The organism is Pseudomonas sp. ES4 (assembly GCF_050586665.1).
Taxonomy (GTDB): Bacteria; Pseudomonadota; Gammaproteobacteria; order Pseudomonadales; family Pseudomonadaceae; genus Aquipseudomonas; species Aquipseudomonas frederiksbergensis.
Genome location: NZ_JBOBDO010000003.1, coordinates 195885 through 215174, shown reverse-complemented (window position 1 = coordinate 215174; position 19290 = coordinate 195885). Strand labels below are relative to the sequence as shown.

Genomic DNA, 19290 nt, shown 5'->3' with positions numbered 1-19290 from the left:
GCAGAAACAGATCAGCCGTCATCACGACGGCTTTTTTGTGCGTGCTTAAAGGGGGATATCGGTCTTGCGCGGACGCCCGCCCTTACGGCCATTCGCCCGCGCCGCCTCTGCTTTGGCGGCGCTGCTTTGGCGACCATTACGCGAGGCGATGACCGATGCGGCCATATCCATCAGCGGCTTGCTCGCCGAAATCATCCCGGCAATGGAGACCTGCAGGTCCTTACCTTCGTGGCAAAGGGCTGTCCCGGAAAAGCCGACTTTGAGGTCGGCGAAATCCTCGATGTCGAAATCATCGAACTCCGGATAGTGCTGCACGGGTAACAGCACGCCACTGCCATCAATAAAACTGACCGCCAGACACGGTTCCACAAAGGTCACCGAGGTCGCCCGCAGACCGCCTTTGTGGCGCAGTTGGCCACGCTGGATGGCATCATCCAGCGTGGCTTCGGTTACCGGCCGATCCACCAACATTTTTGCTGTTATCGTTTTCATAGTTCGATCTCCACGCCCTCCGGAACGCCCATCAGCGCCAGCAGGGTCTTGTTCGTCTCGGGCTCATAGCAAGCCGAGCCAATCATGCAGGTCGTACTGGCGACCCTTTTCACCACCACGACTTCACTGGTTTGCCAGTCCCATATCTGATGATCGAGGCAGACCGTGTGCAACTTGTCCCACCAGATACACCGGGCGCGGCGCAAATGAGCGGGTTGTCCGAGTGCATGACGCAACCCTTCCAGCACCGCCACAGGTGGCCGGCGAGAATGAGGAACCACGTCCCACAGCTCGACACTGTTGTGCCAGAAGCTGAATTTGAAGCGCGCACTCCAGGTTCCGGCATCTACATGGGCATGCGGCGGACAGTGCTCATCGCGCAACATGATCACCATTGAAAATCCTTTGTAGCTGAATAATCTCATGCTAACCCATCCGTTAGGTTAATGAATCCGAAGACCCGACATTCCTTGGAAAATCCGATAACTGGCGCTGCGTTGAATTCGTCATTGCGACTTTTGAGACTAGCGCCAAGGTTCGGCTTGGGCCGGTGGATCACACCGCTAAATGGTAAGCAATCCTTTCCTGGCGCCGACTAAAAAGCCGCCCCGAGGGCGGCCGTCTTGGCTTGTCAGGCAATCAACCCGGCTGGTTTGCTCATCACAAACTCGCTGTATCTGTGTGCTGGCTTCTGATAAACACTGACTCACACACTTCATTTGATCCCCGGTGTAATTAATCATGCAGCGACAATTCGACGATCTTCAGCTGGGCAGCATCGAACTGTTTTGCCTGGCTGCCGAGGCTGGCAGCTTTACCGCCGCCGCGCTGGTGGCTGGCGTGACGCCCGCGGCTGTGAGCCGCTCGGTGTCGCGCATGGAAGAACGCCTGGGCGTGCGGTTGTTCGCCCGCACCACTCGCAGCGTCAAGCTGAGCGACAGTGGTCGGCGCTATTACGAGGAATGTCGCCAGGCGCTGGCGCAATTGGTCGAGGCCCAGCGTGAAGTCATGGGGCAGCAGCAACAGCCTTCCGGCACCTTGCGCATCAGCATTCCCACCACCTATGCCCATCACCGGATCCTGCCGTTGTTGCCGGCATTCCGGGCGCGTTTTCCAGCGGTGAAGGTCGAGTCGCACATCAGCAATCGCAACATCGATTTCGTCGCGGAAGGCTATGACATGGCGATCCGCGTGCGGGCGATTCCGGATTCCGGCCTCATCGCCCGACAGCTGGAAGACGCCGCGCTGGTGATGATTGCCAGTCCTGACTACCTCAAGCACGCGGGCATTCCACAAACACTGGATGATCTCAAAGAGCACGAGTGCATCCAGTACGAATTGCCCAGCAGCGGTCGGCGGATTGCCTGGCTGTTCAACGACAATGGCGAGCAGCGGGAGATTCTGGCCGAGGGCAATCTCAGTTGTTCCGACGATGTGCTGGGCGGGGTGACCCTGGCCAAACATGGTGCGGGACTGTTCCAGACCTATCGCTTCATCGTCGAAAACGAACTGGCCGATGGTTCGCTGGTGGAAGTGCTCAAGCCCTATGGCGGACGCTCGCGACCGTTCACCCTGCTCTACCCGCAAACTCGTCATATGCCGTTACGCCTGAGGGCCTTCATCGATTTTCTCGTTGAGCATCTGCCCCGCTGAAAGTCAAAACCGTCCGATCACCGCACACATTAACCCTGAAAACGGCCTCTGCAATTGACCAAATTAACTAGCTAGTACAATTTATCTCCACAGGCTGAAACCCTCGGCCAATGCCAAAAACAATACGTGGAGAGACCCCCGATGCCCCCAATCGTTCTGGTGCTCAACGGCCCGAACCTGAACCTGCTCGGCACCCGTGAACCGGCGACTTACGGTCACGAAACCCTGGCCGACCTCTCAGCCTTGTGCGGTCGTGCCGCCGAAGAGTTCGGCCTGGCGGTGGAGTTTCGCCAGACCAATCATGAAGGCGAACTGCTCGACTGGATTCACGCCGCGCGCGGCCGTTGTGCCGGGATCGTCATCAACCCGGCCGCCTGGACTCACACCTCGGTCGCGATTCGCGATGCGTTGGTCGCCAGCGAATTGCCGGTGATCGAAGTCCACCTGTCCAACGTTCATGCCCGCGAGCCCTTCCGCCACCACTCTTTTGTGTCGGCCATCGCCACGGCGGTGATGGCCGGTTTCGGCAGCCACGGCTATCGTCTGGCGCTGGAGCATTTCAGCCAACGTTTAAAGGGATGAAGACCGTGACTCAGACCAACGCTGTACTGGCCGGACTGATCGGTGCCGGCATCCAGGCTTCTCGCACCCCGGCGCTGCACGAGCATGAAGGTGATGCCCAGGGGTTGCGTTACCTCTATCGATTGATCGATCTGGACCCGTTGAAACTCGACAGCAGTGCCCTGCCCGACCTGTTGGTAGCCGCCGAGCGGATGAACTTCACCGGCCTGAACATCACCTTTCCGTGCAAGCAGACGATCATTCCGCTACTCGACGAATTGTCCCCGGAGGCCCGCGGCATTGGGGCGGTGAACACGGTGGTGTTGAAGGACGGCAAACGCATCGGCCACAACACCGATTGCCTGGGCTTCGCCGAGGGTTTTCGTCGCGGCTTGAAGGGCGTTGCCCTTGAGCGCGTCGTGCAAATGGGCGCCGGTGGTGCCGGCGCGGCAGTGGCCCACGCACTCTTGAGTGAAGGCGTGCAGCTGCTGAGCATTTTCGACGTGGAGACCAGCCGCGCCCAGAGCCTGGCGGACAACCTCAATCAACATTTCGGCGGCGGCCGGGCTGTGGCGGGCCATGACTTGCCAAGCACTCTCGCCCAGGCCGACGGCCTGGTGAACACCACCCCCGTGGGCATGAAGAAACTGCCGGGCATGCCGGTGCCGGTGGAGCTGCTTCGAGGTGAGTTATGGGTGGCGGAGATCGTTTACTTTCCGCTGGAAACCGAACTGCTGCGCAACGCCCGCGCGTTGGGTTGCCGCACGCTGGATGGCGGTAACATGGCGGTGTTTCAGGCGGTGAAGGCGTTTGAGTTGTTCAGTGGCGTGGTGCCGGATGCGCAGCGAATGCTCGAGCATTTCCAGAGCATGAATGGCTGAAAAGCCAAGGCGTCAGGCCTGTAGATAGCGCAAAACCGCCTCGCAGATCATCGCCCGATGACGTTGCTTGATGCTTTCTTCCGGCAGGTCGATCTGAAAAATCTCACTTAAGGTATGGCGGTTCGACACGCGATAGAAGCAGAACGAACTGATCAGCAGATGCACATCCAACGGATCAAGCCCTGCCCGGAACACACCCTCCTCAGCACCGCGACGCAAAATCTCGCCCAGTGAATCGAGGATGGTGTTGTTCATCGCCTTGATCGCATCGGAGCGCTTCACGTATTCCGCGTTGTGAATGTTCTCGATGCTGACGATGCGCACAAAGTCGACGTTGTGATCATGGTGATCGAACGTGAATTCCACCAGCCGCCGAATCGCGTCCACCGGCGCCAGTTCGGTCAGGTGCAACCGGTTTTCGGTATTGCGGATATCGCCGTAGAGTTTCTCCAGCACCTCGATGTAGAGCTGTTCCTTACTGCCGAAGTAGTAATAGATCATGCGTTTGGAGGTATGGATGCGCTCGGCAATCGCATCGACGCGAGCGCCGGAAAGCCCCTGCTGGACGAACTCGACAATCGCCTCTTGAAGGATATTCTCGCGGGTCTTTTCCGGGTTGTTCTTGCGACTCTTGCGCGGCTCGACAATCGGCTTGTCGGGTGCTGTGGAGAGTTCTGAAGTTATTGTCATTGCGGGCTCACGGCCATCACTGCACAGGTGGGCGATTATGGGCCGCTCCGCACAGTGAAGGAAGCCGCGCGGCAGCGGTTTGTGCCCGTGTTTACGATTTCCCTACAACTTGGCCTGGCGTACGACACCGCTTCGAGACTTGGCCATGGCCGCCAGTCGTACCGCGACGTTGGCGGCGCCGTAACCTGCGTAACCGTTCTTGCGCTGGATGATCTCGAAGAAGAAGCGCCCTTCGAACGGCTCGGTATACACATGGAACAGCTCGCCACCCTGGGCATCGCGGTCGTAGAGCACGTTGTAATAAGCCAGTTCGCTGAGGAACTCGTCGTCGAAATCGAACCGCGCAGCAAGGTCATCGTAGTAATTGAGCGGGATGTCCAGCAGCGGCACGCCGGCCTCCTTGGCCCGGCTGACTTCGGCAAAGATGTCGTCGCAATCGAAGGCGATGTGATGCACGCCGGAGCCACGATAACTCGACAGCGCGTGTGAGATTGCGGTGTTGCGGTTCTCGGAAATGTTCAGCGGCAAGCGGATCGAACTGTCCCGGCTGCGCAGCGCCCGACTCTTTACCAGGCCGTATGGGTCAGGCAGCACCACTTCATCATCGGCTTCGAAATCCAGCAGGCTTTTATAGAACAGCACCCAACTGTCGAGGCTGTCGGCCGGCAGCGCCATGGCCATGTGGTCGATGCGCTTGAGACCACCGCTGGCCACCGCAGCAGGTTGCAGATTGAAGTCGGTGCCGTAGACATCGGCGTCCTGGTCCACCAGATAAATCAGGCTGCCATCCGGTGCGCGCACCGCGGCGAGCTCCAGTTCATTGGGGCCGACCAGCCCGCGATACGGCTGGCCTTTATAAGCCACGGCCCGGGACAACGCACTGGCGCTATCCTTGACCCGCACGGCGGTGGCACACAGCGAGGGGCCATGAGCCTCAAAAAAACTGTGGGCGAAGGAGTAAGGCTCGGAGTTGAGGATCAGGTTGATATCACCCTGACGCAGCAAGCTCACGCTCTTGGAACGATGCTGGCCGGCTTTGACGAAACCCAGCCGCTCCAGCCAATGAGACAGCTTGGCGCCAAGGCTTTCGTCCACGGCGAACTCAAGAAACTCGATGCCGTTGTACTCGCTGGCCTTGGGCGTCTCGAACAGAATGTCGACAGTCACCGGTGACGTGGTTTCTTGCGCCAGACGCTCGCGGGTTTTCTCCTCCAGGTACAGCAACGAGCGCAAACCGTCGGCGGCATTGGCCCGTGGCGGCGCGGCTCGGAAGCCGTCGTTGAAGATCTCCAGCGACAACGGCCCGGTGTAACCGCTCTTGATGATCGGCGCGAGAAAACCCGGCAGATCGAATTCGCCCTGGCCCGGGAAACAGCGGAAATGCCGGCTCCACTCCAGCACGTCCATGGCCAGGATTGGCGCGTCGGCCATTTGCACGAAGAAAATCTTGTCGCCGGGGATTTCGGCAATCGCGCTCGGATCACCCTTGAGCGACAGCGTGTGAAAACTGTCCAGCAGCACGCCGAGGCTTGGATGATTGGCCTGACGGACGATGTTCCACACCTGTTGATAAGTGTTCACATGGCGGCCCCAGGCCAGCGCTTCATAGCCGATCCGCAAACCACGAGCACCGGCGCGTTCGGCCAGCAAGCGCAAATCATCGATCAGAATTTGTTCGTCACCGATGGCGTCGGCCGAAGCGTTGCTGCACACCAGCACCAGGTCGGTGCCCAGTTCCTGCATCAGGTCGAACTTGCGCTCGGCCCGCTCCAGGTTGCGCGGCAGGCGGTCACGGCGGCAGCCCTCGAAATCCCGGAAGGGTTGAAACAGCGTGATCGCGATCCCGAGATCGGCGCACATCTGTTTGATTTCCCGCGGGCTGCCGTCGTAGTAGAGAAGGTCATTCTCGAAAATCTCCACCCCGTCGAAACCGGCGGCGGCAATGGCTTCAAGTTTTTCCGGCAGGGTACCGCTCAAGGACACGGTGGCAATGGAACGCTGCATATTTCGACTCCCGGTAGTGGAGACAATCTTGTTATCGACATCGCACGCTTCGTGCAGGAGCACGGCTTGTCGGTGATGGCGATCTTAAGGGCGCCATCGCCGGCAAGCCGTGCTCCTTCAGGAACCGCGTTTAACTTGGGGGGATTATTGGCCGGTGGAATCGACACAGCAATTTAAAGTGTACTACCCGGTTAGTTTTGCGTGCGATTATCGAACACAATGGCCTTGGGCGAATTGACGATTTTTCGTCCACTGCGCAACATCAACGCCACATTGGGTCCCGTCATCAACCGCGGGCTCCGGTTACCCAAGACCCAGAACACCACATAAAAATAATCGGTGGACTACATGACTCCTTCTCAAAGCTCTCCCGTGGAGCGTTCCTCCATGACTCCTGCCACTGGCGGCATCGGCGACAAGATCCGCGGCGCCATGGCGGTCGGCAAAACCCGTTGGGGCATGCTGGCGCTGGTGTTTTTCGCCACCACCCTGAACTACATCGACCGCGCCGCACTGGGCGTGATGCAGCCTATCCTTGCCAAGGAAATGAGCTGGACGGCGATGGACTACGCCAACATCAACTTCTGGTTCCAGGTCGGCTATGCCATCGGTTTCGTGCTGCAAGGCCGGTTGATCGATCGGGTCGGCGTCAAGCGCGTGTTCTTCTTCGCCGTGCTGCTCTGGAGCCTGGCCACCGGCGCCCATGGCCTGGCCACTTCGGCCGTCGGCTTCATGGTTTGCCGATTCATCCTCGGTCTGACGGAAGCCGCCAACTACCCGGCGTGCGTGAAGACCACACGGTTATGGTTCCCGGCCGGCGAACGCGCCGTGGCCACCGGCATCTTCAACGCCGGGACCAACGTCGGTGCGATGTTCACCCCCATGTTGTTGCCGCTGATCCTGCATGTCTGGGGCTGGCAGGCCGCGTTCCTGTGCATGGCGTCGCTGGGCGGGATCTGGTTGCTGTTCTGGGGCTTGAAGTACTTCAACCCGGAAGATCACCCGAGCGTTAAACAATCGGAACTGGACTACATCCAGAAGGAAGTCGAACCGGAACAATCCCGCGTACCGTTCACCAAAATCCTGCGCATGCGTGGCACCTGGGCCTTCGCCCTGGCATACGCGATCACCGCGCCGGTGTTCTGGTTCTACCTCTACTGGCTGCCGCCGTTTCTCAATCAGCAATACAACCTGGGGATCAACGTGACCCAGATGGGTATCCCGCTGATCATCATTTACCTCACTGCCGATTTCGGCAGCGTCGGCGGCGGGATCCTGTCCTCGTTCCTGATCGGCCGCGGTGTCAACCCGATCAAGGCGCGATTGGTGTCCATGTTCCTGTTCGCCTGCTGCATCGTCGGCGTGATCATGGCGGCGGGTTCGAGCAGTCTGTGGGTCGCCGTGGCCGCCATCTCCCTGGCCATCGGTGCGCACCAGGCCTGGACCGCGAACATCTGGAGCCTGGTGATGGACTACACGCCTAAACACATGATGAGTACGGTGTTCGGCTTCGGTGGCATGTGCGCGGCCATCGGCGGGATGTTCATGACCCAGTTGGTCGGCCACATTCTGACGATCACCAACAACAACTACACCGTGCTGTTCACCATGATTCCGGCGATGTACTTCATCGCGCTGATCTGGATGTACTTCATGGCACCGCGCAAGATTCCTACCGTCACCCCGTAAATCCCCTCCTCCCGGCAGGCCTGATTCCAGGCCTGCCCTGCGGCTCTCACCGACGACTCTGCTGCCAGGCTGCAGCCAACCCGCTGCAACAAATCACCGCGATCCCGACCACGGTGGTCAGGGTCGGCGTGTGAGAAAACAGCAACCAGCCCAGCAAACCGGCAAAGACAATCTGGCAATAACCGAACGGCGCCAACAACGCCGGGGCTGCATGGCGGAAGGCTTGCGTCAGAAACAAGTGAGCCGTCATCCCGCAGGCGCCCAGCGCCACCATCATGAATCCATGGCCCAGGCTGGGGACTTGCCAGAAGAATGGCACCAGCGCGCTCATCACCAGGGTGTTGCACAGCCCGGCGAAGAAGTTGCTGGTGGTCGGGCTGTCGATTTCACTGAGCTTGCGGGTGAGCAACTGATAGAAGCAGAAAAACAGCGCCGAGCAGAGCGGCAGCAACACCGCCGGGGTAAAGAGATCTCCGCCGGGGTGGACGATGATCAACACGCCGATGAAGCCGCAAATCACCGCAATCCACTGGCCACGCGTGACGTGCTCGCGCAGCAGTGGCACCGACAGCGCCGTCACCAGAACCGGCGCAAGAAAATTGACCGCCGTGGCTTCGGCCAAAGGGATGTACTGCAAACCGGTGGTGAAAAACAGACTGGTGCCCAACAGGCACAACGCCCGCAACAGCTGAAGTAACGGCCGTTTGGTGCGTAGGACACCCAGCCCGGATTGCGGCAGGAAAATCCCGGCCATGAGTAAGGTGTGAACCAGATAACGGGCCCAGACCACCATGACGATCGGGTAGAAGCCTGAAAGGTATTTCGACAAGGCGTCGTGACTGGAAAACAGGAAGGTCGCAACGACGATCAGCACAATCCCTTTGAAGGGTTGGTTTACGCCTGAGAGCGGAGTGCTGACGGTCATTCGGTATCCCTTGTGTTGTGCATCAACTATTTAAAAGCATCCCTTACCGGAAAGACGAACCCGAATAATTTAGAACCTTGTTCCAGATTCCTACACAGGCAAACCAAAAAAGTGTGCGAACAGCGCACGGTTTCTGTAGGAGCGATCAGTTGAACAACTCAGAGGCCAGACTGGCCGCCGACAGCTCATCGGCGAATTTCAACAACAGTGGCGCCAACTCATGCAATCGCGCCCCCGGCATCCGCGCGCTGGGCCCGGCGATGCTCAGCACACCGATGACTCGACCATCCCTGGGATGTCGCACCACCGCAGCTATCGCCGAAGTGCCCACTGCCGAACTTTCCTCGACCCAGGCATAGCCCTGCTCCCGCGCCAGGCGCAGGCGTTCCAGCAATTCGATGTTGGAACGCGGAGCATTTGGCCCGAGGTCCTTTGGCCGCTCGACACCCTGTCGTTCGACCAGGGACAGCGCCTCGGCATCGCTCATGCACGCCAGCCACGCATGCCCCGACGCGGTGTAAAACAAAGGTGCATCACGGCCCATGTCCGGGTCGTAGCGCAGCCCGGAACGGGCGCCCTGGGATTTGGCGATCCAGATCTGCCGCTCACCTTCAATCACCCCAAGACGCACCAGCTCGCCGGTTTCCTGGGCGAGGCGATCCAGCACTGGTTGCACAATATCGGCGCCGCTGCCCGACAGGTAACGGAAACCCATCGCCACCAGTTTGGTCGACAGGTGATACCGCAAATTCTCCGGATTCTGTCGCACATAACCCAGCCGGATCAGCTCGGCGAGCAACCGGTGAGTCGCGCTTTTGGGAATATCCAGCTGCTCCGCCAGCTTCTGCATCGGCAGGCCACGAGGGTCACTGGTGAGACTTTCAAGCACGCTGAAAACACGTTCGATCTGACTGCCTGCCATTGAGAGGTTCCACACAAATTTTGTCCGATTCTAGAAGACAACCGACCGTATGCGAAATCTGGAACCCACTGTCCGAAAACGAAGTAGGCGGTCGCCTGCTCGATAAAAACCGGTCGCCCGAAGGAATTAGATGGGTTGTCTGTGTTCAATACGAGTCTGGAAGACTCCCGGCCACCCACCACAGGTTGCCGGGACGGCTGCTGTGCGCAACAAAAGATGGACGACCGGACTGGCGCCGCTCCCACTCAGCAGCAACACTCATCCCCACGGACAATCAGAGGATTCCCACATGCTATGGAAAAAAGGCCGACGCAGCGACAACGTGGTCGATGCCCGTGGAGATGATGTCGGCAGTGGCGGTGGCGGAATGCGCTTCGGTGGCGGCAAGGGCCTGAGCCTGACGGCGATTATCTTGATCGTCGGGATCGGCTGGATGACCGGACAGGACCCGCTGCAAATCCTCGGGCAATTGACCGGACAGATGAGCGAGCAATCGGCACCGGCCCCGACTCAAACCCGCAAGGCGCCACCGGCCACTGATGAAGGAGCCGAGTTCGTGCGCTCGATCCTCGGCGATACCGAAGACACCTGGGGTCAGATATTCCAGCAGGCCGGGCGTCAATATAAGGACCCGACCCTGGTGCTGTTCAGCGGCCGCGTCAACTCGGCCTGCGGTCTGGCCAGTTCGGCGACCGGTCCGTTCTATTGCCCGGCGGACCAGAGGGTCTACCTGGACATGAGTTTCTTCCAGGAAATGTCCCAACGCTTTTCCGCCGCTGGCGACTTCGCTCAGGCCTACGTGATCGCTCACGAAATCGGACACCACGTGCAGACGCTTCTCGGTGTATCGGCGAAAGTTCAGACTGCCCGCCAACAGGGTCGGCAGATGGAAGGCGACAGCGGTTTGCTGGTGCGCCAGGAACTTCAGGCCGATTGCCTGGCCGGAGTCTGGGCCAACAATGCGCAGAAACGGCTGAACTGGCTGGAACCCGGTGACATTGAAGAAGCCTTGAACGCCGCCAATGCCATCGGCGATGACCGCTTGCAACAGCAAGGTCAGGGGCGCGTGGTGCCGGACTCGTTTACTCATGGTACGTCGGCGCAAAGGGTGCGCTGGTTCAAAATCGGATTCGCACAAGGCCAGGTCGGCCAGTGCGATACCTTTGCAGCGAAAAACCTATAAATGAACAAGTGGCTGTTAGCTCTACTGATCACCTGCGCAAGCGCCCAGGCTGCCGAGCATGCGGTCAAAGAGGTCAGCTCCGGGCGCCTGCTTTTGACTTCAGGTGAAATCGCGGTGGGCATCGGCCCGGCGCCGGGGAAAATCGAACGCGTGCTGATCATCATCCATGGTCGATTGCGCGATGCCGATACCTATCGCCAGAGCGCCGTGCGCGCGGCCGAACAGGCCGGGCAAACCGCGAGCACCTTGGTGATCGCTCCGCAATTTCTCAATGAAGCCGACGTCGTAGCCCATCCCGTGGCGGACAGCGTATTGCGCTGGCAGGGCAACGACTGGATGGCGGGCGGTTTATCCACCGCACCGTTTGCCATGAGTTCCTACGCGGCGCTCGACGAAATCATCGGCCGAATCGGCGATCGAAAACAGTTTCCGGACGTGAAGCAAATTGTCATCGCCGGTCACTCCGGCGGCGCTCAGGTGGTGCAGCGATACGCGTTGCTGGGCCACGACCAGCCAGCGCTCAAGGCGGCCGACATACAGGTGCGTTACGTCATTGCCAACCCGTCGTCTTATGCGTACTTCGATGAACGACGACCCGTGGCGTTCAACCACGCCGGTTGCCCGAATTTCAATCGCTGGAAATATGGGCTGGCGAATTTACCCGCCTATGCCGAAGGGCAAACGGCCAAGCAGTTGAAGGAAATCTACGTCAAACGTGATGTCGTTTATCTAATCGGACAGCAGGATAACGACCCTAAGCAGTCGGCGCTGGATAAAAGCTGTGAAGCCCAGGCTCAGGGAGCCAATCGATTGGCTCGCGGGCGCAATTATTTTGCTCACCTGAAGCGGCTGCAACCTCAAGGATTGAATCAGCAACTGATTGAAGTGCCCGGGGTCGGGCATGACGGGGACGGGATGTTCAACTCGCCGCAGGGGCGCAAGGCGTTGTTCGGTCAGTGAGTTGTGTGGCGTCTGATCTGACGCCATCGCGAGCAGGCTCGCTCCCACAGGTTTTGTGTTGGACAAAGTATTGTGATCAACACAGAACCTTGTGGGAGCGAGCCTGCTCGCGAGGCCCTCAAGCCGACAACATTTCTCGCAACGCCACGCAATCCGCCGCATGCCAATCCGCCAACTCAGGCCAGGGATTATCCGGCAGGTTCACCAACACCGTCCGCGCCCCTGCCGCCCGACCGCAATCCAGATCGAAGCGGTAATCGCCGACCATCACCAGCTCGCTGGCCGGGACATTCCAGGCCTGGGCCAACTTCAGCAGACCGCCGGGATGCGGTTTTGGCGGTGCTTCATCGCGGCCCAGTACATCCTCCGCCGCGAAGCAGTCAGCCAAACCGATCGCCTCTAGCGTGACATGCGCCAGTTCGCGCGCATTGCGCGTGAGAATGCCCAGGCGATAACCGCGCCCGGCCAGCTCGCGCACCAGTTCTACCGCGCCCGGTGCCGCTTTCGAACCCAGTGCCAGGTCGCGTTCATGTTCCAGCAACCACGCATGTTTGGCGGCGGCCTCATCGGCCGGCAGCGCGGCGAGGTGGGTCAGGATGTCGTCATCGGCAGGAATCGCCAACGCCACGCGGATCGCCGCGAAGTCATGCACGGCCACCGTCAGGGTGCCGTCCATGTCGAACACCCAGTGCCGCACCTCGGCCAGGCTCATGCCCAATCCTTGCGGTGGCGAATCAGGCCTTCCTGAGTGACCGACGCCACCAGTTGCCCGGCACGATTGAACACGCTGCCACGGGAGAAACCGCGGGAGTTGCCCGCCCAAGGGCTGTCCATCGCATACAGCAACCAATCATCGGCACGTAGATCCTGATGGAACCACAGCGCGTGATCGAGGCTGGCGACCTGCATGTCTTTCTGCCAGACCGATTTGCCATGGGGCTGCATCGAGGTGGTCAGCAACCCGAAATCCGAAGCGTAGGCCAGCAGGTATTTATGCAGCGCCGGGGAGTCGGCCAAGGCACCGTCGGCGCGAAACCAGACGTACTTGATCGGATCAGACGGCTGCGGGTTGTAGGGATCTTTCTCGGTGATCGGGCGAAACTCGATCGGTTTCGGGCACAGGAATTTTTCGCGCATGTGCTCAGGGATCAGGTGCGCGCGCTGCTGAGTGAGTTCCAGCTCCGACGGCAGGTTTTCCGGGCCGACCACCACCGGCATCTCTGCTTGGTGCTGGAAGCCTTCTTCGTCGTACTGGAACGACGCACTGCAAGTGAAAATCGGGTTGCCCTTCTGGATCGCCGTCACCCGGCGCGTGCTGAAACTGCCGCCGTCGCGTACCCGGTCAACCTGATAAACCACAGGCAACGCGGAATCGCCGGGGCGCAGGAAATAACCGTGCATCGAATGCACATGACGCGCTTCTTCGACCGTCTGACTGGCCGCCGACAGGGATTGGCCGATCACCTGACCGCCGAACAGCTGACGAAAACCCAGGTCCTGGCTGCGGCCACGGAACAGGTTTTCTTCGATCGGTTCCAGGGTCAGCAGGTCAACCAGATCATCCAACACTTGGCTCATTCAGACTCTCCTCACACAACGCATGCCGCGCAGTCTTGGCTGCGACGGTCGATTCAATTTCTGGCCAGGGCCCACGGCAGCCATTGTAAACGTCCGTGTCGGCTTAGCCATGCAAGGTTTGCAGCCATTGTTCACGAGTGATGCGGTACAACGCATGGTGACGCAGGGGATGATCGGCCGCGAGCATCGGGTGCTCGAAATCATTGGCTGAATCATGATGCATGCCGATTGCCTGCATGACTTTCTGCGACGGCATGTTGGTTTCGGTGGTGAAGGACACCACTTCTTTCAGCGCCAACCGATCAAACCCGCAGCGCAGAGCGGTCCACGCCGCTTCACTGGCGTAACCAAGGCCCCAGTGCTCGCGAGCCAGGCGCCAGCCGATTTCGGTGGCCGGGGCAAAGCGCGCGTCGAAGCCAACCACGGCGAGCCCGGTAAAACCGATAAATGCCCCGGTGTCCTTGCGCTCCAGCGCCCAGAAACTGAAGCCATGTTCGGCAAAATGGCCACGAATCCGTCCGATCAGCGAGGCACTTTCCAGTCGACTCAAAGGCGCCGGAAAATAACGCATCACCTGTGGATCGGCGCACATCGCCGCAAACTCAGGTAAATCCTCATCGCTCCACTGCCGTAACAGCAGTCGCGCGCTCTCGAGTTCCAGTATCGGTTCCATCGTGCTCCCCCGTTCCCATGCCACAAGTCTACAACGCTGGTAGGATCCGTCCTTCATTCCTACGTTAATTCGTCATGCCCCTGCCCCTGATCTACCACGAAGACTACAGCCCCGAGTTCCCGGCGGATCACCGCTTCCCCATGGACAAGTTTCGCCTGCTGCGCGATCACCTGGTGGACAGCGGACTGACTCGCGACGCTGACCTGCTGCGCCCCGACCTCTGCCCGCCAGAGATTCTCGCGCTCGCACATGACCCTGCGTATATCGAACGCTACATGGGCGGCGAGTTGTCCCGTGAAGACCAGCGACGCCTCGGCCTGCCGTGGAGCGAAGCCCTGGCCCGGCGCACGGTGCGGGCGGTTGGCGGCTCGCTGCTGGCGGCCGAGCAGGCGCTGGAGCATGGTTTGGCCTGTCATCTGGCTGGCGGCACCCATCACGCGCATTACGACCATCCTGCCGGGTTCTGCATCTTCAATGACCTGGCGGTGATCAGCCATTTCCTGCTGGAAAGCGGCCGTGTGAATCGGGTGCTGATCTTCGACTGCGATGTGCATCAGGGCGACGGGACTGCACGGATCCTGCACAACACCCCCGAAGCGGTGACCGTTTCCCTGCACTGCGAGAAGAACTTTCCTGCGCGCAAAGCCGAAAGTGACTGGGACATTCCACTGCCCAAGGGCATGGGCGATGCCGATTACCTGAAGGTGGTGGACGATGCGCTGAATTATTTGCTGCCGCTCTACCAACCTGACCTGGTGTTGTACGACGCCGGCGTCGATGTGCACAAGGATGACGCACTCGGTTATCTAAAGCTGACAGACGAAGGCGTCGCTGCCCGCGATGAAAGCGTGATGCGCCATTGCCTGGGCCGGGATATCCCGGTGGTCGGGGTGATCGGCGGCGGCTACAGCAAGGACCGCAAGGCGTTGGCGCGCCGTCATGGAATCCTGCATCACAGTGCGCAACGGGTCTGGCAGTCATCAGGTTGTCATTGAGGTGTGGGTCTTTACCCACAATGCCTGTGGAACGGCCTGTGGATAACCTGAGTGAAAGGGCCTACAGACCATGCTGCATATAGCCTGCAAAGGGGTGGTTGTTTTTTGATCATCTTATAAACACAACAGAGCCCATGTGGGAGTGAGCCTGCTCGCGATAGCGGAGGCACATCCAGCAATTGAAGTGACGGTCAGATCGCTATCGAGAGCAGGCTCACTCCCACAGGGAATGGTGCTGGTAGAATGCGCGGCTTATTCCGCCAAGCCGCAGCTCTCGCCATGACCCAATCCGCCGCCCTCTCCCCTCACGTCGCCATCATCGGCGGCGGCCCCGCCGGCCTGATGGCCGCCGAAGTGCTGAGCCAGGCCGGGGTCAAGGTTGACCTGTACGACGGCATGCCGTCAGTAGGGCGAAAATTTCTCCTGGCCGGCGTCGGCGGCATGAACATCACCCATTCCGAAGCCTACCCGGCATTTCTCTCACGCTACGCCGAACGCGCGCCGCAGATTGCGCCACTGCTGCGTGGCTTCGGTGCTGATGCGCTGTGCCAATGGATTCATGACCTGGGCATCGAAACCTTTGTCGGCAGTTCCGGGCGAGTCTTTCCTACAGACATGAAAGCCGCCCCCCTGTTGCGCGCCTGGCTCAAACGCCTGCGAGACAGCGGCGTCGTTATCCACACCCGTCATCGCTGGCTCGGCTGGGATGACAGCGGTGGATTGCGCATCGCCAGTCCCGAAGGCGGAAAAACCATCAAACCTGACGCCACCTTGCTGGCCCTCGGTGGCGGTAGCTGGTCGCGGCTGGGCTCGGACGGCGCCTGGATGCTGGCGCTGGAACAACACGGCGTAGGACTCGCGCCGCTGCAACCGAGTAATTGCGGCTTCGAGGTGCAGGCCTGGAGCGAGTTGATGGTCAGCAAATTCGCCGGCGCACCGCTGAAAAACATCGCCATTGGCCTCAATGACGACGTGCCGCGGCTCGGGGAATGTGTGATTACGGCAACCGGGATCGAAGGCAGTTTGATCTACGCCTTGTCAGCGCCGATCCGCGAGGCCATCAATCAGCACGGCTCAGCAACCATTCACCTGGACCTGTTGCCGGGCAAGCCTGTGGATAAAGTACAGTCTGCGCTGAGCAAACCGCGTGGTTCACGCTCAATGTCCAAGCACCTGCACAGTCAGCTCGGCATTGATGGCGTGAAAGCGGCGTTACTGCGCGAACTGACGCCGGCCGAACACTTCACCGATCCGGCGCTGCTGGCCAAAGCGATCAAGGCGCTTCCACTGACACTGGTGAAAACCCGCCCACTGGACGAGGCCATCAGCACTGCCGGTGGCGTGATGTTCGAAGCAATGGATGAGCGTTTGATGCTCAAGCAACTGCCGGGCGTGTTCTGCGCAGGAGAAATGCTGGATTGGGAAGCGCCGACCGGCGGCTATTTGCTGACCGCGTGTTTCGCCAGTGGGCGAGCGGCAGGGTTGGGGATGGTGGGGTGGTTGAAACACAAGGGCTGAAGAACCGGTGCGCGCGCCACTGATCGTTCCCACGCTCTGCGTGGGAATGCCTCTTCGGACGCTCTGCGTTCGGCTTTGAAGGGACGCGGAGCGTCCCGGGCTGCATTCCCACGCAGAGCGTGGGAACGATCATTACGCGATCAAGGCTTCTTCTTACGCGGCCCGGTATTAAACACCGGCACCTTGCGCACAGGTTTGATCGAAGGCTCCGGCGCCGACGCATCCCCACTCTCGACCCACTTACCCAGATTGCGTTTACCGCCACCGGAGGTCTTCGGCTTCTTCGGTTTTTTCGGCTTCTTGACGACCTGACCGCTGGCATCGGTATCCGGCACCCGGTGCTCAGGCTCGAAGTCATGCTCCATCTGGCGAGGCAATGTCTGACGGGTCAACGTCTCGATGGCCGACAGCAGATTCACTTCATCAGCGCAGACCAGCGAAATCGCCTGCCCGGTTGCACCCGCGCGACCGGTACGGCCGATCCGGTGGATGTAGTCCTCCGCCACGATCGGCAGGTCGAAGTTGACCACCAATGGCAAATCTTCGATATCCAGACCACGGGCTGCAACGTCGGTGGCCACCAGAATCTGCACTTCACTGGCCTTGAAACGGTCCAGTGCGCGCTGACGGGTTGCCTGAGGTTTGTCGCCGTGGATGCCGTCGGCATTGACGCCCAGGCCCTGGAGTTTTTCCACCAGCGCGTCCACGCCATTGCGGGTCTTGGCGAATACCAGCACCTGCTTCCACTTGCCCTTGCGCAGCAAGTGGATGAACAGCTCCGGCTTGCGCTTCTTGTCCACCGTCACCACCCATTGTTTGACGGTGTTGGCAGCCACGTTGCGCGGGCTGACTTCGATGCTCAACGGATCGTTGAGCATTTGTCCGGCCAGCAAGCGGATCGCGTCGGAGAACGTCGCGGAGAACAGCAGCGTCTGACGTTGCTTGGGCAGCACGCGGTAGATATTCCCCAGTTCCTCGGAGAAACCCAGATCAAGCATGCGATCGGCTTCGTCCAGGATCAGGGTTTGCAGCTGATTGAACTTGAGGGCCTTCTGGCGATACAGGTCGAGCAAACGACCCGGCGTCGCCACCAGCACGTCAACCCCCTTGCGCAGCTTCATCATTTGCGGGTTGATGCTGACGCCGCCGTACACCGCGTAAGTGCTCAGCGGCAGATTCTCGGCGTACTGACGCACGGCTTCGTGAACCTGTTCGGCCAATTCGCGGGTCGGCACCAGGATCAGTGCGCGCACCGAGTTGGACGCCACTTTCGGCCCTTCCATGGCCAGTAATTGCAGGAGCGGCAGCGCGAAGCCGGCGGTCTTGCCAGTCCCGGTCTGGGCGGCAGCCATCAGGTCGCGACCGGCCAGCACCGCCGGAATGGCTTGCGCCTGAACCGGCGTCGGGGTCTGGTAGCCGAGCGTCTCGAGAGAGCGCAGCAAAGGTTCGATCAGGCCAAGGGAGGCGAAAGTCATGGGATTACCGTAGGAAAATTCAGCGCGGGTGTGCAATGGCGCGCAGTTTACCCTAATTCACACTCGATTCTGTCTGCACCACGGCCGCAGGTCTTTCCGGCGCCCGGCGCCACTGCGGCAAACCGATCAACACCACGGCGCTGATGATCACCAACATGGCCAGCGCTTCTTCTATCCCGATGGTCTCGCCGACAAACACGATCCCCAGCAACACCGCCACCGCTGGGTTGACGTAGGCATAACTGGTGGCCGCCGCCGGACGCACGTTTTTCAACAGGTACATATAAGCGTTGAAAGCGATGATCGAGCCGAAGAAGGTGAGGTAGGCCAGGGCCGCCCAGCCTTCGATCGGCGGCATGGCTTCCAGATGCTCACCACTCAGCGCACTGCCGATCAACAGGACCACGCCGCCGACCAGCATTTCCACAGCGCTGGCCATCGCGCCCTGGGGCAGCGGCAAGTGTTTACTCCACACCGAACCGAAGGCCCAGGACGCTGCCGCGAATATCAGCAATACAGCGCCCAGCGGGCTCGATTGCAAGTTGGAACCGAGATTGAGCATGGCAATGCCGATCAGCCCGAGCACAATCCCGGCCCATTCGAGACGGGTATTACGCGCGCCCCAGAAATATCCACAGAGCAAGGTAAACAGCGGCACCGTCGCCACCGCCAACGCAGCCACACCCGAGGCCACGCCCGTGTGCTCGGCCACGCTCACCGCGCCGTTACCGAAACTCAGCAGCAAAATCCCGATGATCCCGGCGGCTTTCCACTGCGCCCAGGTCGGTGCCGGCGCCCCGCGCCAGCGCAGGAACGCATACATCAACGTCCCGGCGATCACGAAGCGGATACCGGCGAGCAGCAGCGGCGGCCAGTACTCCACGCCGATGCGAATCACCAGGTAAGTCGAACCCCAAATCACGTACAACGCGAAAAAGGCAGCGATCAACGGTAAGGGAAAACGACGTAAGCCAGGCATGGGGCAGCTCGTAGGCAAGACAAGTGAGCAGCTATTCTAGAAAGGCCAGTCGCTTAAAATAAGTTACAAAACCTGTTTATAGCGCCGGTACACTTTTCAAAACACGGAGTTC

At 60.0% G+C, this 19290-nt stretch carries 19 protein-coding genes; 8 read left to right on the top strand and 11 right to left on the bottom strand.

The window, feature by feature from the left end:
* Positions 1–45: 45 nt before the first annotated feature.
* The gene (locus tag ACQ4OB_RS05280; RefSeq protein ID WP_074871097.1) at positions 46–492 is read right to left on the bottom strand and encodes a DUF2442 domain-containing protein; all 447 of its coding nucleotides are present in this window, start codon (positions 490–492) and stop codon (positions 46–48) included.
* Positions 489–917: a hypothetical protein gene (locus ACQ4OB_RS05275; RefSeq protein WP_056744643.1), complete on the bottom strand. Its 429-nt coding sequence runs from the start codon at positions 915–917 to the stop codon at positions 489–491. Before ACQ4OB_RS05275 ends, ACQ4OB_RS05280 begins: the two co-directional genes overlap by 4 nt.
* A gap of 316 nt (positions 918–1233) precedes the next feature.
* On the opposite strand from ACQ4OB_RS05275, the gene ACQ4OB_RS05270 reads away from it, so the two are divergent.
* The 3 genes from ACQ4OB_RS05270 to ACQ4OB_RS05260 all read left to right on the top strand — a co-directional run bounded on the left by ACQ4OB_RS05270 (position 1234) and on the right by ACQ4OB_RS05260 (position 3587).
* Positions 1234–2145, top strand: coding sequence for a LysR family transcriptional regulator (locus ACQ4OB_RS05270; protein ID WP_074871099.1), 912 nt, complete (start codon positions 1234–1236; stop codon positions 2143–2145).
* A 141-nt stretch (positions 2146–2286) separates the two neighbouring features.
* Positions 2287–2727: a type II 3-dehydroquinate dehydratase gene (aroQ, locus tag ACQ4OB_RS05265; protein ID WP_074871101.1), complete on the top strand. Its 441-nt coding sequence runs from the start codon at positions 2287–2289 to the stop codon at positions 2725–2727.
* Positions 2724–3587, top strand: coding sequence for a shikimate dehydrogenase (locus ACQ4OB_RS05260; protein ID WP_219732566.1), 864 nt, complete (start codon positions 2724–2726; stop codon positions 3585–3587). Before aroQ ends, ACQ4OB_RS05260 begins: the two co-directional genes overlap by 4 nt.
* Positions 3588–3599: 12 nt before the next feature.
* Here the strand turns inward: ACQ4OB_RS05260 and ACQ4OB_RS05255 are convergent, their stop codons facing one another.
* Together ACQ4OB_RS05255 and quiC are read right to left on the bottom strand one after the other, a co-directional pair.
* Complete coding sequence (locus ACQ4OB_RS05255; RefSeq protein ID WP_074871102.1) at positions 3600–4277, bottom strand: TetR/AcrR family transcriptional regulator; 678 nt, start codon at positions 4275–4277, stop codon at positions 3600–3602.
* Between the two features lie 102 nt (positions 4278–4379).
* A complete protein-coding gene (gene quiC, locus ACQ4OB_RS05250; RefSeq protein WP_430955242.1) occupies positions 4380–6281 on the bottom strand; it encodes a 3-dehydroshikimate dehydratase QuiC in 1902 nt (633 codons plus the stop codon).
* A gap of 387 nt (positions 6282–6668) precedes the next feature.
* Here quiC and ACQ4OB_RS05245 point away from each other — a divergent pair, with 387 nt between their 5' ends.
* The gene (locus ACQ4OB_RS05245; RefSeq protein WP_430955241.1) at positions 6669–7970 is read left to right on the top strand and encodes an MFS transporter; all 1302 of its coding nucleotides are present in this window, start codon (positions 6669–6671) and stop codon (positions 7968–7970) included.
* Between the two features lie 46 nt (positions 7971–8016).
* Here the strand turns inward: ACQ4OB_RS05245 and ACQ4OB_RS05240 are convergent, their stop codons facing one another.
* Both ACQ4OB_RS05240 and ACQ4OB_RS05235 read right to left on the bottom strand, forming a co-directional pair.
* Positions 8017–8895, bottom strand: coding sequence for a DMT family transporter (locus ACQ4OB_RS05240; RefSeq protein ID WP_076029658.1), 879 nt, complete (start codon positions 8893–8895; stop codon positions 8017–8019).
* Between the two features lie 145 nt (positions 8896–9040).
* Positions 9041–9817 carry an IclR family transcriptional regulator gene (locus ACQ4OB_RS05235; protein ID WP_430955240.1) on the bottom strand — a complete coding sequence of 259 codons (777 nt, stop codon included), beginning with the start codon at positions 9815–9817 and terminating at the stop codon, positions 9041–9043.
* Positions 9818–10106: 289 nt separating this feature from the next.
* On the opposite strand from ACQ4OB_RS05235, the gene ypfJ reads away from it, so the two are divergent.
* Together ypfJ and ACQ4OB_RS05225 are read left to right on the top strand one after the other, a co-directional pair.
* On the top strand, positions 10107–11000 hold the full coding sequence (ypfJ, locus tag ACQ4OB_RS05230; protein ID WP_430955239.1) for a KPN_02809 family neutral zinc metallopeptidase: 894 nt from the start codon (positions 10107–10109) through the stop codon (positions 10998–11000).
* Complete coding sequence (locus tag ACQ4OB_RS05225) at positions 11001–11960, top strand: alpha/beta hydrolase (protein ID WP_430955238.1); 960 nt, start codon at positions 11001–11003, stop codon at positions 11958–11960.
* 118 nt (positions 11961–12078) lie between these two features.
* Here the strand turns inward: ACQ4OB_RS05225 and ACQ4OB_RS05220 are convergent, their stop codons facing one another.
* The 3 genes from ACQ4OB_RS05220 to ACQ4OB_RS05210 all read right to left on the bottom strand — a co-directional run bounded on the left by ACQ4OB_RS05220 (position 12079) and on the right by ACQ4OB_RS05210 (position 14211).
* Positions 12079–12672, bottom strand: a complete 594-nt coding sequence (locus ACQ4OB_RS05220; RefSeq protein WP_076029655.1) for an HAD family hydrolase — start codon at positions 12670–12672, stop codon at positions 12079–12081.
* The gene (tesB, locus tag ACQ4OB_RS05215; protein ID WP_008149206.1) at positions 12669–13538 is read right to left on the bottom strand and encodes an acyl-CoA thioesterase II; all 870 of its coding nucleotides are present in this window, start codon (positions 13536–13538) and stop codon (positions 12669–12671) included. Before tesB ends, ACQ4OB_RS05220 begins: the two co-directional genes overlap by 4 nt.
* Before the next feature lie 103 nt (positions 13539–13641).
* Complete coding sequence (locus ACQ4OB_RS05210; RefSeq protein ID WP_430955237.1) at positions 13642–14211, bottom strand: GNAT family N-acetyltransferase; 570 nt, start codon at positions 14209–14211, stop codon at positions 13642–13644.
* Positions 14212–14285: 74 nt separating this feature from the next.
* Between ACQ4OB_RS05210 and ACQ4OB_RS05205 the strand changes: the two genes are divergently transcribed.
* Together ACQ4OB_RS05205 and ACQ4OB_RS05200 are read left to right on the top strand one after the other, a co-directional pair.
* The gene (locus ACQ4OB_RS05205; protein ID WP_033054220.1) at positions 14286–15206 is read left to right on the top strand and encodes a histone deacetylase family protein; all 921 of its coding nucleotides are present in this window, start codon (positions 14286–14288) and stop codon (positions 15204–15206) included.
* A 279-nt stretch (positions 15207–15485) separates the two neighbouring features.
* Positions 15486–16724 carry a TIGR03862 family flavoprotein gene (locus ACQ4OB_RS05200; RefSeq protein WP_430955277.1) on the top strand — a complete coding sequence of 413 codons (1239 nt, stop codon included), beginning with the start codon at positions 15486–15488 and terminating at the stop codon, positions 16722–16724.
* A 140-nt stretch (positions 16725–16864) separates the two neighbouring features.
* Here the strand turns inward: ACQ4OB_RS05200 and ACQ4OB_RS05195 are convergent, their stop codons facing one another.
* Together ACQ4OB_RS05195 and yedA are read right to left on the bottom strand one after the other, a co-directional pair.
* The gene (locus tag ACQ4OB_RS05195) at positions 16865–18199 is read right to left on the bottom strand and encodes a DEAD/DEAH box helicase (RefSeq protein ID WP_074871125.1); all 1335 of its coding nucleotides are present in this window, start codon (positions 18197–18199) and stop codon (positions 16865–16867) included.
* A gap of 52 nt (positions 18200–18251) precedes the next feature.
* Positions 18252–19178, bottom strand: coding sequence for a drug/metabolite exporter YedA (gene yedA / locus ACQ4OB_RS05190; RefSeq protein ID WP_430955236.1), 927 nt, complete (start codon positions 19176–19178; stop codon positions 18252–18254).
* Positions 19179–19290: the final 112 nt, after the last annotated feature.